General features: G+C 64.6%; 13 protein-coding genes. 6 read left to right on the plus strand and 7 right to left on the minus strand.

Features of this window, described 5'->3' with window-relative positions; all coding sequences use genetic code 11:
• Positions 1-5: 5 nt before the first annotated feature.
• Positions 6-1,013, minus strand: coding sequence for a DctP family TRAP transporter solute-binding subunit (locus ETC27_RS01935; protein WP_136253287.1), 1,008 nt, complete (start codon positions 1,011-1,013; stop codon positions 6-8).
• 308 nt (positions 1,014-1,321) lie between these two features.
• On the opposite strand from ETC27_RS01935, the gene ETC27_RS01940 reads away from it, so the two are divergent.
• A complete protein-coding gene (locus tag ETC27_RS01940; RefSeq protein WP_136253288.1) occupies positions 1,322-2,182 on the plus strand; it encodes a DMT family transporter in 861 nt (286 codons plus the stop codon).
• A gap of 3 nt (positions 2,183-2,185) precedes the next feature.
• Here the strand turns inward: ETC27_RS01940 and ETC27_RS01945 are convergent, their stop codons facing one another.
• The 4 genes from ETC27_RS01945 to modA are packed head-to-tail and all read right to left on the minus strand — an operon-like array spanning position 2,186 to position 5,447.
• Positions 2,186-2,773: a DUF192 domain-containing protein gene (locus tag ETC27_RS01945; protein WP_240724759.1), complete on the minus strand. Its 588-nt coding sequence runs from the start codon at positions 2,771-2,773 to the stop codon at positions 2,186-2,188.
• A 16-nt stretch (positions 2,774-2,789) separates the two neighbouring features.
• Entirely contained in the window at positions 2,790-3,947 is a 1,158-nt protein-coding gene (locus ETC27_RS01950; protein WP_136253289.1) for an ABC transporter ATP-binding protein, read from the minus strand.
• On the minus strand, positions 3,940-4,605 hold the full coding sequence (gene modB / locus ETC27_RS01955) for a molybdate ABC transporter permease subunit (protein WP_136253290.1): 666 nt from the start codon (positions 4,603-4,605) through the stop codon (positions 3,940-3,942). The genes ETC27_RS01950 and modB overlap by 8 nt, the downstream gene beginning before the upstream one ends.
• On the minus strand, positions 4,605-5,447 hold the full coding sequence (modA, locus tag ETC27_RS01960; protein WP_136253291.1) for a molybdate ABC transporter substrate-binding protein: 843 nt from the start codon (positions 5,445-5,447) through the stop codon (positions 4,605-4,607). Before modA ends, modB begins: the two co-directional genes overlap by 1 nt.
• Before the next feature lie 194 nt (positions 5,448-5,641).
• Here modA and ETC27_RS01965 point away from each other — a divergent pair, with 194 nt between their 5' ends.
• Both ETC27_RS01965 and ETC27_RS01970 read left to right on the plus strand, forming a co-directional pair.
• Entirely contained in the window at positions 5,642-7,393 is a 1,752-nt protein-coding gene (locus ETC27_RS01965; RefSeq protein ID WP_240724760.1) for a bifunctional diguanylate cyclase/phosphodiesterase, read from the plus strand.
• A 219-nt stretch (positions 7,394-7,612) separates the two neighbouring features.
• On the plus strand, positions 7,613-9,202 hold the full coding sequence (locus ETC27_RS01970; RefSeq protein ID WP_136253731.1) for an ABC-F family ATPase: 1,590 nt from the start codon (positions 7,613-7,615) through the stop codon (positions 9,200-9,202).
• A gap of 97 nt (positions 9,203-9,299) precedes the next feature.
• Here ETC27_RS01970 and ETC27_RS01975 read toward each other — a convergent pair whose 3' ends face one another.
• Positions 9,300-10,193 carry a LysR family transcriptional regulator gene (locus ETC27_RS01975; RefSeq protein WP_136253292.1) on the minus strand — a complete coding sequence of 298 codons (894 nt, stop codon included), beginning with the start codon at positions 10,191-10,193 and terminating at the stop codon, positions 9,300-9,302.
• A gap of 90 nt (positions 10,194-10,283) precedes the next feature.
• Here ETC27_RS01975 and ETC27_RS01980 point away from each other — a divergent pair, with 90 nt between their 5' ends.
• Positions 10,284-11,033, plus strand: a complete 750-nt coding sequence (locus ETC27_RS01980) for an NAD(P)H-dependent oxidoreductase (protein ID WP_136253293.1) — start codon at positions 10,284-10,286, stop codon at positions 11,031-11,033.
• Here the strand turns inward: ETC27_RS01980 and pdxR are convergent.
• The gene (pdxR, locus tag ETC27_RS01985; RefSeq protein WP_136253294.1) at positions 10,999-12,540 is read right to left on the minus strand and encodes a MocR-like pyridoxine biosynthesis transcription factor PdxR; all 1,542 of its coding nucleotides are present in this window, start codon (positions 12,538-12,540) and stop codon (positions 10,999-11,001) included. The two genes, ETC27_RS01980 and pdxR, sit on opposite strands and share 35 nt — an antisense overlap.
• A gap of 99 nt (positions 12,541-12,639) precedes the next feature.
• Here pdxR and ETC27_RS01990 point away from each other — a divergent pair, with 99 nt between their 5' ends.
• Together ETC27_RS01990 and ETC27_RS01995 are read left to right on the plus strand one after the other, a co-directional pair.
• The gene (locus tag ETC27_RS01990; RefSeq protein ID WP_136253295.1) at positions 12,640-13,101 is read left to right on the plus strand and encodes a GNAT family N-acetyltransferase; all 462 of its coding nucleotides are present in this window, start codon (positions 12,640-12,642) and stop codon (positions 13,099-13,101) included.
• 52 nt (positions 13,102-13,153) lie between these two features.
• Positions 13,154-13,903, plus strand: coding sequence for a GNAT family N-acetyltransferase (locus ETC27_RS01995; RefSeq protein ID WP_136253296.1), 750 nt, complete (start codon positions 13,154-13,156; stop codon positions 13,901-13,903).
• The last annotated feature ends 21 nt before the right edge of the window (positions 13,904-13,924 follow it).

Raw genomic sequence — 13,924 nt, forward strand, 5'->3', positions numbered from 1 at the left:
GATCTTCAGTTGGCCGCCATGTCGTCGCGGGCAGCCTGTACCAGTTCCTCGCCGATCTGCTCTTTCCAGGTCGCATAAACGCTCTGGGTCGCCTCGACGAAGGCCTCGTGCTGTGCGTCGGTGAGCTCCACGATCTCGACACCACGCTCCTCGATCGCCGCCCGCCGCTCGCTCTCTTCGTCGCGCGTCATGGCGATCTCCCACTCGCCGGCGTCAACGGCGGCCTGGCGCAGCAGGGCCTGATCCTCGGCGGAAAGCGAGCCCCAGACCCGCTGATTGGCCGCGAACACCAGCGGATCGTTCATGTAATTCCACAGCGTCAAGTTCGTCTGGCCGACCTGATCGATGCGTGCCACGTCGAAGACCGAGAGCGGATTCTCCTGACCGTCGACGGCACCGGTGGTCAGTGCCGGCTTGGCATCCGCCCAGCTCATCTGCGTCGGGTTGGCGCCCAGTGCCTCGAAGGTATCCTGAAACAGCGGCGAGCCCACCACACGAATCTTCAGGCCCTCGAGATCACTCGGCTCATCGATGGGGCCCTGTGAGTTGGAAAGCTGGCGAAAGCCGTTTTCGCCCCAGGCAAGCGGTATCACACCAGCCTCTTCGATCGCCGCGAAGACCTGCTCGCCGGCCTCACCGCCGGTCACTGCATCGACCGCGGCGTTATCCGGCATGAAGAACGGCAGCGAAAACAGGTTGAGCTCCGGCACCTGCGGCGACCAATTGATGGTCGAGCCCACTGCCAGATCGATCAGCCCCGAGCGCATGGCCGAGAACTCCCGCGTCTGATCGCCGGACACCAGTTGGGCATTGGGGTAGACGCGCAGTGTCAGGCGACCGTCAGAGCGCTCCTCGACCAGCTCTGCCCATTTCTCCGCCGCCTGGCCCCAGGGAAAAGCATCCGATAGCACGGTCGAAACCGACAGTTCCCGAGCCTGAGCAGACAGTGCCGTACACAGTAGCGCAGTACCGGCCAGGGCCGTGGTCAGGCGAGAAAAGCGAAACGTCATCATGTCGTGTCCTTATTGAGGCACCATGACACCTGATGGCCAAGCCTGAGGTGCGGGCCTTCGTTATTGGTATGAATCAATTAGCGAGTCCACGTGCAGTGTAAATAGAAGCCGAACGAAATGATGCCAAACCAAGGTATGAGGCAACCCGTCGAGATGTCTCACCTGCTTGTCGCCTGTTGGGCGGACGCTATGGCCTGAACACCTCTCGTCCATGACGCGTCTTTCCCGCACATACCACCTTGGGCAAACGCAGGCCGTAAACTGCTATGCTGCTAACTTTTTCCGCCGACCAACCTTAAGGATGAGCCGTGCCACTCCGCGACCTGCTACTGGGCCTCTTCGTCATCGCCATCTGGGCGCTGAACATCATCGTCATCAAGCTTGGGGTGGCCGACCTGCCGCCCCTGCTGCTGACGACTCTGCGCTTCGCGCTGGTGGCAGTGCTGCTGGTGCCCTTTCATCCTGTGCCGCGCCACCAGCTCCCTTTCTTGATGCTACTGTCACTGACCTTTGGCAGCCTGCACTTCGCCCTGCTGTTCATCGGCCTGGGTCAGGCCGAGGCCGGCACCGGTGCCCTGCTGGTGCAAATGGGTACGCCCTTCGCCACGCTGCTGGCGGTGATCTTCCTGCGCGAGCATCTGGACGCGCGTCGGCTGGGTGGCCTGTTGCTGTCCTTCGCTGGCGTCGTGGTACTGGCCGGCGGACCTACCCTGCCCTCGCCGCTGCCGCTGGCCCTCTTGCTGCTCAGCGCCCTGGGCTGGGCGATCTCGCAGCTGTTGATCAAGCGCGGGCCCAAGATTCCACCACTGGCCCTGGCGGGCTGGATAGCCCTGTTCGCGGTTCCCCAGGTGGCACTTGGTTCCTGGTGGTTCGAGACCGGCCACCTCGACGCCCTGCGCAACGCCGGCTGGGCCGGCTGGGGAGCGGTGGGCTATACCGCGGTGATGTCATCCATCGTCGCCTACGGTATCTGGTACGGGCTGCTGCGACGCCACCCGGTGAGTCGTGTCACGCCGCTGACGCTGTTGATGCCGGTGGGGGCGGTACTGCTGGGTGCCTGGCTGCTCGGCGATAGCCTGGGCATCAACAAGCTAGCCGGCGGCGGTCTGGTGCTTGCCGGGCTGGCGTTGATCATCCTCCAGCCGGCACGCCAAAAAGCCACCTCTTGAGCGTCAGGGGCGGCACTGCTCATGCAAATGCTCGTCCGCCAGGTGCTTTGCCTGAGCGGGCAGGCTGACACAGTCGCCGACCTTGATGCCACGCTCGGCGAAGTAGCCGGCATTGACCTCCAGTGCCGCCAGATATCTCACACCGGCGCGATAGGCACGGCACTCTCCGGAGGCATCAGCGTCGCAGGGGGTCATCTGGCGGATGGCGGCGATACGCCCTTGGCTATCGATGAAGGCGATATCCAGGGGAATCAGGGTGCGATACATCCAGAAGCCGCTGTCCGGCGACTGGGGGCGCGAATAGAGAAACAGCATGCCGGCCCCTGGCGCCAAGTGTTCGCGTCCCATCAAGCCATTGGCCCGCTGCTGCGGGCTTTCGGCCAGCTCCACCTTGAGGCGCGACGGGCCATGAGCGCCGTGAATGGCCAGGGTCGTCGTCTCATAGTGAATCTCCTCGGCAAGCGCCAGGCCGTCTGACCAGCCGCTCAGCGGCAGCAACGCGCTTACGCCAAGGACGCCGCCGGCGGCGGCCGCCCCTGTCAAAAAACGACGACGGCTCATACCGATGGCAGTGCTGATGGAATCGTTCATGCGTGGCTCTCTCGCATCATGATGATGCTCCTTGCATCAGGTGGATACCGCTAGCTAGCAGCGAAACCTGCACGATTTCGCCTCTCGCCAGCCCATTGCGACGGGCGGCATGAGTGGTGATTTCAAAACGCAGTGTCTCTACGTCATGCCCGAAGGCCAGGGTGATGTGCGTCACCCCCCCAAGCACCACCATTTCCTGCACACGGCCTTCTACCGGGTTTTCTCGCTCGCCCCGTGATGGTCGGCCACGCCGATGCAACACCACATCCGAGGGAGGCAGGTACCAGCGCAGGGTCTGCCCGAGCATTGCCTCCTCGAGGCCTTGATCGACTTCCAGCCAATAGGAGCCCCAGGCCAGCCGACGGGCACCGTCGACCTCGACCACCTCGCCACTGAAGACGTTATGGCGGTCCAGCAGCCGGGCGATCTGCGGTGATGCAGGAGCGCGAAACAGGGTTTCCGGCGGCCCACTCTGCAGCGTCTTGCCCCCGTGCAGCACGCACAGTCGGTCGGCCAGGGAGCTGGCCTCCTCGAGGTCATGGGTGACCAGCACCATGGGAATGGTCAGGGTTTCACGCAACAGGGCCAGTTCGCGCTGCAGGCGTCGCCGAGTCACCTGGTCCACGGCCGAGAAGGGTTCGTCGAGCAGCAACACGCGCGGCTTGCGAGCAAGGGCGCGGGCCACGGCCACCCGCTGGCGCTGGCCACCAGAGAGCTGGTGAGGAAAGCGGTCTTCGAGTCCTTCGAGGCGCACCCGGGACAGCCAGGCATGAGCCGTGGCTAACCGCGCGTCCTCAGCGCTCTCTTCCACCGCCAGCAGGACATTGTCACGGGCACTCAGGTGAGGAAAGAGGGCATAGTCCTGAAAGACGAAGCCGATGCGTCGCGCCTGGACGCTGAGCGAATGCCCACGCTCGGCATCGAACCAGGCCTCGCCACCGCAGTGAATATGGCCACCACTCACCCGGGTCAGGCCGGCGATCGCGCGAAGCAGCGTGGTCTTGCCGCTGCCGGATGGCCCGACAAGCCCCAGAAGTTCGCCCGGCGCGCAGCTAAAGTCAGCCGCCAGCGGAATGGGGCCGGCCTGATGCAGCGAGACATTGAGCCCCTCGCCATGGCCCTCATTGAGACCGGCTCCAGCGGTCTTCTGATCACCGTGTCCGCGCTCAGCCATGGCGACGTCCTCCTCGCCGGGAAAGCCCATAGACAATGCCGATGGTCAGAAACGAGATACCCAGCAACAGCAATGACATACGAGCGGCACCGGCCTCATCGAAGGCCTGGACGCGGTCGTAGATAGCAATCGACAGGGTGCGCGTCTCGCCATCAATGGCGCCGCCCACCATCAGGATCACCCCGAACTCACCCAGCGTGTGGGCGAACATCAGGGCCAGCGCCGATACCACCCCTGAGCGCACCAGCGGCAACTCGATGCGCCAGAAGGTCTGGCGTGGCGATAGGCCACTACACCAGGCAGCCTCACGCAAGGTATCCGGCACCGCCTCAAAGGCGCGCTGAATGGGCTGCACGGCGAAGGGCAGGTTGACCAGTAGCGAGGCCAGCAGGATGCCGGTGAAGGTGAAATTCAGGCTAGTACCGGCAAGTGACTGCCAGAGCCCGCCCAAGGGACCATCGCCGGCAAAGGCCAGCATCAGATAGAACCCGAGTACCGTGGGTGGCATCACCAGCGGCAGCGCCACTAGCGCTTCGAACAACGCTCGCCGACGCTGTATCCGAGCCAGGCGGCGCCCGAGCCACAACCCAACCGGCAGCAAAATCAGGCAAGTGCCCAACGCCAAGCGCAACGAAACAGATAGAGCGCTCCAGTCCATCAGGGCGCGCCCATGTCCGGCACGCCAAAGCCATAGTCGCGCAACACACGCCTGGCGGCGTCACTCTGGAGATAGGCATAAAAGGCCTCGGCGGTTTCCCCGGCTCCCTGCACAAGCGCCATACGCTGATACAGGGGAGAATGCCAGGCCTCGGGGATCAGCACATAGTCGCCTTGTTTGGCCAGGGCCGGCGAGCGCGCCAGCGAATAGGCCACCAGACCGCCGCGGGTGTCCGCAGACAGCGCGAAGCGTGCCGCCTGAGCGACGTTCTCGCCCATCACTTGCAAGGGCCGACTGGCATCCCATAGTCCCTCGTGTTCAAGGACTTGACGCGCCGCCACGCCATAGGGGGCATGCTCGGGATTGGCCAGCGCGATACGCGAGCGCGTGCCGTCAGCCTGCCAGGTCTTAACGGCTGCCTGCACCGCAGCAAGCGGCGCCTCTTCGGGGGGCAGCTCGCTCTTCTGGCCCTCGCTTTCTTGCCCTTGCTCCTGTCGACCCGAGCGTTGCAGCCAGACCAGGCGACCGCGGGCGTAACGCACCCCGGCATCACGGGTCTTGCCGGCCTCATGAAGGGCCTGAACATAGCCTTCGTTGGCCGACAGGAAAAGCTCGAAGGGCGCGCCCTGAGCGATCTGACGGCGGAAGTTGCCCGACGATCCCACATTGAGGATCACCTGACGGCCGCTGGCGCCTTGAAAGTCATCGGCGATTTCGGTCAGGGCAAACTGCAGGCTCGACGCCACGGCGATGCGGGGCACCTCATTGGCCATGGCGAATGGCGCCATGACAAGGCTTGAGATCATCAGCCACTGTGCCAACCGCCGCATCAACGAGCGCATAGTCAAATCCTTGTTCGAGGCTCAAGAGTAAAAATGAAAAACAGGAGGCGCATATCATCACAGCGGCTCTGCGGCAGCAACGCGGCCGGCAATTCCGAGCGGCAATGCCACGGTATGATGTCACATCATTGCAATGAGACTAATACAACCTAAAGGCTGTGACGCCAAACTCACGAGAGGCCCAACTTCCTCGCATGTCGCCACCCACGCAGCCCATGATGCAGCAAAGCGACGCCCACTGGCTTGATGACATCATCGAGGCCGAGGCGCTGACGGTGCTCTTTCAACCCATTGTCGATGGCGAAAGTCAGTTGATTTTTGGCTACGAGGCGCTGGTGCGTGGGCCTTCGGATTGCCCACTACATTCCCCTCTGATGCTATTCGGCGTTGCCGAAAAAGAAGGACGACTGGTTGAACTCGACCTCCTTTGTCGACGGTTGGCCATCCAGCGCTTTGTCGAACTGGACCTGCCAGCGCACCTGTTTCTCAATGTGATGCCGGCGACCCTCCTTGAACGGGGTTTCCGCGAAGGCGCCACCATCGAGTACCTGAGACGATTAGGCCTTTCACCACAACGGGTGGTCATCGAACTGACCGAGCACGCGCCGATCCACGACTACGATTTGATGCGCCGGGCCGTCGGCCACTATCGGGACATGGGCTTCAAAGTGGCGCTTGACGATCTTGGCGCCGGTTATTCAGGGCTACGCCACTGGGCCGAGCTGCGTCCGGATTTCGTCAAGATTGATCGCCACTTCATCGAAGGCATCGATCAGGACAGCCCCAAGCAGCAGTTCCTGCGTTCGATCATCGACGTCGCTCGCAACCTGAACTGCACGCTAATCGCCGAGGGCATCGAAACCCGCGAGGAATATCATACGCTGTGGGGCATGCAGGTGGCCTACCTGCAGGGCTATCATTTCGCTCGTCCCAGCGACCAGCCACCCCATAGCATCGCCCACCTCATGCCCACTGCCGGGCGCCACTACAACAAGAGCGTCACGGCTGCCTCGATCTGCAAGCCGGTTGCGGCAATCGATGCCAAGGCCAAGCTGCAGGTGCTGCTTGATCGCTTCAAGCATGACCCCAGTCTTCGCTGCGTGGCCCTGGTCAGCCAGGGCCGACCGCTGGGCATCATTCGTCGCAATACCTTTCTGACACTCTTTGCCAACCCCTTCGGTCACTCGCTTTATGCCAAAAGCACCTTGGACGAGCTGAGCGAGAAGCACATGGTCCTGGCCCGCCTCAATACGCCATTGGAACAATTGAGCCAATGGATCACCGAGACAGAAGGCGAGCGCCATGAAGACTTCGTGATCGTCGACGATGCCGGTGTATACCAGGGGATGGGCAATATTATCGACCTGCTGCGTGAAATTACGGCCTATCAGGTACGCCTGGCCCGCCACGCCAATCCCTTGACCGGTCTCCCCGGCAACGCCCTGATCAATGACGCCCTGGCGACACGACTGAACGATGGACGTGACTTCGTCGCGGCGTACTGCGATCTGGATCAGTTCAAAGCGTATAACGATGGCTACGGCTATGCCCATGGCGACGAGGTTATCATTGCCGTGGCGACCTTGCTGCAGGACACCTTGCGAGAACACGGCCACTTCGTGGGTCATATCGGCGGTGACGATTTCATGCTGCTGCTGAGCGGCGACGACTGGGCAAACCATTGCCAGCAGGTGCTGGAGCGTTTCGAGGCGATGACACCAAGCTTCTACCGGCCCACTGATCGACAGGCCGGCGGACTGACAAGCAAAGATCGTCAGGGTCAGCAACGCTTCTTTCCCTTTATCAGTTTAAGCATCGCCGCGCTGCCGGTTGACCCACAGCACTTCAAGAGCCCCGTGGCCATCTCCGACAGACTCTGCGAGCTCAAACGACATGCCAAACGCACGCCTGGTAATTACCTGCTGATCGAGCGCCGGTGCCACTGACGTTTCATTTCGTGGAGCGGCAACACTATCCCACCACGTCAACGCCTCTTCATGTCACCAAGCCGAGTGAGATCCTGCTTGGCACGCTCAGCGCTCGGCGGGAAGATCGCAATCAGGCAGTGAATCGATTGTGAAGAAGCGGGCGTGAACCGGTACAATACGCACCCACTCTTTTGCCACTTGCTCGGCCACGCTGAGCCCTTTCGATTGGACCGCCTTTTGATCTCCACCGCCAATATCACCATGCAGTTCGGGGCCAAGCCCCTGTTCGAGGATGTCTCGATCAAGTTCAATAACGGCAATCGTTATGGACTGATCGGCGCCAACGGCTGCGGCAAGTCGACCTTCATGAAGATTCTCGGTGGCGATCTCGAGCCGTCCGGCGGGCAGGTAATGCTCGATTCCGGCACCCGCCTGGGCAAACTGCGCCAGGACCAGTTCGCCTATGAAGACCACCGGGTGATCGACACCGTGATCATGGGCAACACCGAGCTTTGGGAGGTCGCCGACGAGCGCGAGCGTATCTACTCGAATCCGGAGATGAGCGAAGAGGACGGCATGCGCGTGGCCGATCTCGAGACCCGCTTCGCCGAGCTCGACGGCTACACCGCCGAGGCCCGTGCCGGCGAGCTGCTGCTGGGGCTCGGCATTCCCGAGGCTCAACACTTCGGCCCGATGAGTGCCGTCTCGCCGGGTTGGAAGCTTCGTGTGCTGCTGGCCCAGGCGCTCTTCGCCGACCCCGATGTGCTGCTGCTCGACGAGCCCACCAACCATCTGGATATCAACACTATCCGCTGGCTCGAGGGCGTGCTCACCGCGCGCAGCAGCACCATGGTGATCATTTCCCACGATCGCCACTTCCTCAACAGCGTCTGCACCCATATGGCCGACCTCGACTACGGCGAGATCCAGCTGTTCCCGGGTAACTACGACGACTACATGACCGCGGCGACGCAAGCTCGCGAACGCCTGCACGCCGATAATGCCAAGAAGAAGGCCGAGATCGCCGACCTACAGGCCTTCGTCAGCCGCTTCTCGGCCAACGCCTCCAAGGCCAAGCAGGCGACCTCGCGCCAGCGCAAGATCGACAAGATCCAGCTCGAGGAGGTCAAGCCTTCGAGCCGCGTTAGCCCCTTCATCCGTTTTGAGCAGAACAAGAAGATCCACCGCGGTGCGGTGCAGGTCGAATCGCTGGCCAAGGGCTTCGACGAAGGCCCGCTGTTCAAGAACCTGGGCATGCAGATCGAGGCCGGCGAGCGCGTGGCGATCATCGGCCCCAATGGGGTCGGCAAGACCACCCTGCTGCGCTGTTTGAGCGGCCACCTGGCGCCGGACGAAGGCGAAGTCAAATGGACCGACAGCGCCGAGCTTGGCTACTTCGCCCAGGATCACGCCGACGACTTCGCCAACCCGGCCACCCTCTATGAGTGGATGGCCCAGTGGACCGACGGCGGCGAGCAGATGATCCGCGGGGCCCTTGGCCGCATGCTGTTCTCCAACGACGAGATCGGCAAGTCGGTGAAGGTGATCTCCGGTGGCGAGCAGGGTCGCATGCTGTTCGGCAAGCTGGCCTTGCAGAAGCCCAATGTGCTGCTGATGGACGAGCCCACCAACCACCTGGACATGGAATCCATCGAGGCCCTCAACCTGGCCCTGGAGCACTACCCGGGCACCCTGGTGTTCGTCAGCCACGACCGCGAGTTCGTGTCTTCGCTTGCTACCCGCATCCTCGACATGAGCGGTGAGCGGATCGTCGACTTCAGCGGCAGCTACGACGACTACCTGAAGAGTCAGGGGGTCTACGGCTGAGGAGCAGGCCCAGATCTCACGGGCGCCCGGCATCTTGTCCGGGCCGCAGGACGGCGGGCAAAACTAGGGCGCTAGCCGCCGGCCAGGCGCACTAGCCTTACCCGCGCAACAGGGCCTCCCGCTCCCTGACCGCCTCGGCGATGAAATCCAGCAAGGCACGAATCCGGGCCACGCGTCGCAGGTCGGGATGCGTCAACAGCCACAGGTCGGTGGCCAGCAGCGGTACCGGCTCACCGAGCCTCACCAGCCGCGGGTCGGCATCGGCGAGATAGCAGGGCAGCACCGCGACTCCCGCCCCTTCGCGAACCGCGCCGAGCATGCCCAGCATGCTGTCGAGCCGATAGCGGCAACGCGCCGCCACCGACTGGCTCTCCATCCAGGCCTCCAACGCCGGATAGCCCAGCTGGGCATCCGGTCCCACCCAATCCAGATCGGTCAGGTCCGCCCCAATACACCCTTCGGCATGGCGGTCGCGCGCGCCATACACGGCCTGGGCGATCTGCCCGATGCGCCGCCCGACCAGCATCTCCGGCGGCGTCGAGGAGGGGCGCACCGCCACATCGGCGTCGCGCCGGGTCAGGCTATAGAGCTGATTGGAGACGGCGACCTCCAGCACGATCTGCGGATGCCGGCGACGAAAGTCGGCGAAGATCGGCGACAGCAGCCCCATCAGTAGGGTGTCGGTGGTGGTCACCCGCAGGGTCCCCGACAGGCCCAGGTCACGTCCTATCAGGCGACGCTCCGCCCCCAGTACCTCGTCCTCGATGCGCTTGGCGGTCGCCGCCATGTCGTCACCGGCCGGGGTCGGCGTATAGCCGCGGCGGGCACGCACGAAGAGGCTCACGCCCAGACGCCGCTCGATGCCATCCAGGCGGCGAAACACCGTGGCGTGACTCAGGCCCAGCCGGCGCGCTGCCCCCGACAGCGAGCCGGCCTCGCTGATTGCCAGCACGACCCGCAGGTCCTCCCAGTGCATCGATTGTTCATTCATGCAAAGTCCACTGCCGTGTTTGGGGAATATTCTTTCATCAGCGCAAAGACTAGCCTGATCCTGCCCCTCACGACACCCAGGAGACACGTCATGCAGGTACTGATCGTCCACTGCCACCCCGAGCCCCGCTCCTTCAATGCCGCCCTCACCAACATCGCCGTCGAGACTCTGGAAGGGCTCGGCCACCGGGTAGAGGTCGCCGACCTCTACGCCGAGGGCTTCGATCCGGTGGAACGCCCCACGCACTTTCGCGCGCGGCGTGATGGCAACTACTTCGCCCCTCTCGATGAGCAGCGCCATGCCGTCGAATCCGGCGGCCTGCCCGAGGACGTGCAAGGCGAGATCGCCCGCCTCGAGCGGGCGGATCTGGTAATCCTGCAATTCCCGCTGTGGTGGCATGCGCAACCCGCGATGCTCAAGGGCTGGTTCGATCGTGTCTTCGTCTATGGCGGCCTCTACAGCGGCAGCCGCCGCTATGATCGAGGCGTGCTGCGCGGCAAGCGCGTGCTGTGTTCGGTGACCACCGGCTCCCCGGCGCCCGCTTTCTCGCGAGATGGCCGCGGCGGGGACATAGCCACGCTGATGTGGCCCATCCACTGCTCGCTCTACTACGTTGGCCTCGAGGTGCTGCCGCCCCAACTCAGCTACGGCATCCAGGGCGGCGGGCTCAGCTACCAGTCCGAGGCTCGCTTTCGGGAACAACTGGAAGCCGACAAGGCGCGCTGGGCAAACCGGCTGCAGGCACTCGACCAGGAGGAGCCACTGGCGTTCTCGGGCTGGAATGACTGGGACGACGACGGCGTGCTCAAACCCGAGCATCCGGCTCGCTGGCGGCCCTGAGGGCCAGCCACTCCTGGCACAGCCAGCCGCCAGCCCGAGCGATCTCTTCCTCGCTCGCCCCGGCGTAGCCCAGCACCAGACCGGGGCGGCCGGGGGGCGTCAGATAATACGTCGACAGCGGCGACAGCCCGATGTCGTGCTCAATCCCGCGGGCGACCAGCGCCGCCTCGGTGGTGTGATCATCGAGCCAGGCCACCAGGTGCATACCGGCCTGCCCCTCCGACAGCTTAAGCCCCGCACTGACCGCCGGCGCCAAGGCATCGCGCAGGCGGGCCTGGCGCTCACGGTAGCAGTCGCGCATGCGCCGCACATGGCGGGAGAAGTGACCAGCGGCGATGAACTCGGCTAGCGCCGATTGCACCACGTACTGGCCCTCGCGATGGAGCCGGGCGTTGGCCCGCCGACACGGGTCCACCAGCGCCTCGGGCAGCACCACATAGCCAAGCCGCAGTCCCGGGTAGAGCACCTTGCTGAAGGTGCCGACATAGAGCACCCGCCCGCCGTCGTCGAGGCCCTGGAGCGCGGCAATGGGCCGCTGGCCATAGCGAAACTCGCTGTCGTAGTCGTCCTCGACGATCCAGGCCCCATGCCGCTCGGCGGCCTCGAGCAGGGCCAGGCGCCGCCCCAGGGTCATGGTCACCCCGCTGGGATACTGATGCGAGGGCGTGACCTGGATCAGCCGCGGCGCGGGCAGATCCGCCACCACCCGCAGGCCCTCGTCATCCACCGGCACCGCGTGCAGCTCGAGTCCGGCTGCCTCGAAGCAGGCCTTGGCGCCGCCGTAGCCGGGTTCCTCGACCCAGGCCCGGTCGCCGGGGTCGGTGAGCAGACGCGCGATCAGCTCGAACCCCTGCTGGGCACCCTGGACGATGAGGATCTGCTCCGGGCGACAGCGCACCGAGCGCGATAGCCGCAGATAGTCACACAGCGCCTCGCGCAGCGCCGGCACGCCACCCTGGGCCTGATAGCCCAGCCATTCGGTGGGCGCCCGATGCAGATGCCGCCTCATCAGCCGCTGCCATAGCGCCTGGGGGAAGCGATCCAGCGCCGGCAATCCGGGCGTGAAGACGCCGGGACGCGCGTTCGGACCGGGGCTGTAACCAAGCAGCCGCGTGCCCCGCGACGACAGCGAGACCTCCCTTGTCTTCGGGGCCGCACTGGCGGGCATCGATGCCTGCTCTGATGGGGTGCCTGATTCCAGTGACGCCCCGGCCAGCCGGGGCAGATCGGCAACGAAGGTCCCAGCACCAGGGCGAGTCTCCAGGAAGCCCTCGGCGACCAACTGCTCGAGAGCGGCCAGCACGGTATTGCGCCCTAGGCATAGCTCACGGGCCAGGCGCCGGGAGGACGGCAGTCGACTCCCCGGGGCCAGCCGTCCCGCCTGAATGCGCTCGCGCAGCCCAAGATAGAGCCGCCGGCTGAGCGGCCCCGATGCGGGGTCGGTGAGCTCCATGGCGAGGGCGTCGATAACCCAGTCCAGCGCAGCCTGCGATGAAAGCGGTTCCATGATTTCCCTCAAAACCGGTTCTTATTCTGGAACCACTATGCCCCCAGACTGGCATTCGGTCACCCCTCAACCTCAACCCTCAAGCTGAGGAGAATCGCTATGCCCGTGCGCCCCGCGACCCACGATGACCTTTCTGCCCTTGGTGAGCTGCTCGACGGCTACCGTCGCTTCTACGGCAAGGCGGCTGACCTCGCCGCCGCCACCGACTTCGCGTCGCGCCGCCTGGCGCTCGGCGACTCGTATCTACTGGTGGAGGCCGGCCCCGACGGCACGCTGCGGGGCTTCGTGCAGCTCTACCCGACCCTGTCGACGGTGCAATTGGCCCCACGCTGGATCCTCGGCGATATTTACGTGACGCCCGAGGCGCGCCGCCAGGGTGTCGCCAAGGCCCTGATGAACGCCGCCCGCGAACTGGCCGAGTCTCACGGTATCGCACAGCTACGACTGCAAACCCAGGTGGAGAACCACAGCGCCAAGGCGCTCTACGCATCAATGGGCTGGCGCCGCGACGACGCCTTCGATCACTACAGCCTCTCCCTCCCGACCAGCACGGCTCGCTGAGATGGCACTTAATATGGCACCTGGAGATGGCACTTAAAGAGAGGGGCAACGTATGACGACCACCAATGCCTATAACCAGCCGGTGGGCCGGCCCGTGCCGGGCTGGCAGGGTGCCAAAAGGCCCAGACCCGTCGCGCTGACAGGCCAGAGGGTTCGCGTCGAGCCCCTCGATGCCGACCGCCACGCCAACGACTTGTTCACGGCCTGGCAATCTCCCGATGCGCCCCCTGAGTCCCAGCCGAACGATGCCCCGGCGGCGCGCTGGACCTATCTGGGCGGGCGGCCCTTCGACGACCGCCCCGGCTGTCACGCCTGGCTGGCCGAGCAGGCGGCAAGCGCCGATCCGCGTTTCTACGCCATCGTCGACGCCGCCTGCGGCCAGGCGCAGGGCATCGCCGCCTACCTGAATATCGTGCCCGAGCACGGCAGCATTGAGGTCGGCCACCTGAACTTCTCGCCACGCCTCGCGCGCACCGCTGCCGCTACCGAGGCTATGGTGCTGATGATGGGCCACGCCTTCGCCCTGGGCTATCGGCGCTACGAATGGAAGTGTGATGCCCTCAATGCGCCGTCGCGGCGCGCCGCCGAACGGCTGGGCTTTCGCTTCGAGGGGGTCTTCCGCCAGCACCGGGTGGTGCAGGGCCGCAACCGCGACACGGCCTGGTTTTCGGTGCTCGACGGCGACTGGCCGGCGCTGGAGCGTGCCTTCGCGCGCTGGCTCGCCCCCGACAACTTCGATGCCTGCGGCCGCCAGCGCCGCCCCCTCGGCGAGCTGACCGAGGCGGCGCTGGCGGCCAGCTAACGACACGGCTAAGTCCCATCA

This window comes from Onishia niordana (genome assembly GCF_004798965.1).
In the GTDB taxonomy this organism is placed as follows: Bacteria; Pseudomonadota; Gammaproteobacteria; order Pseudomonadales; family Halomonadaceae; genus Onishia; species Onishia niordana.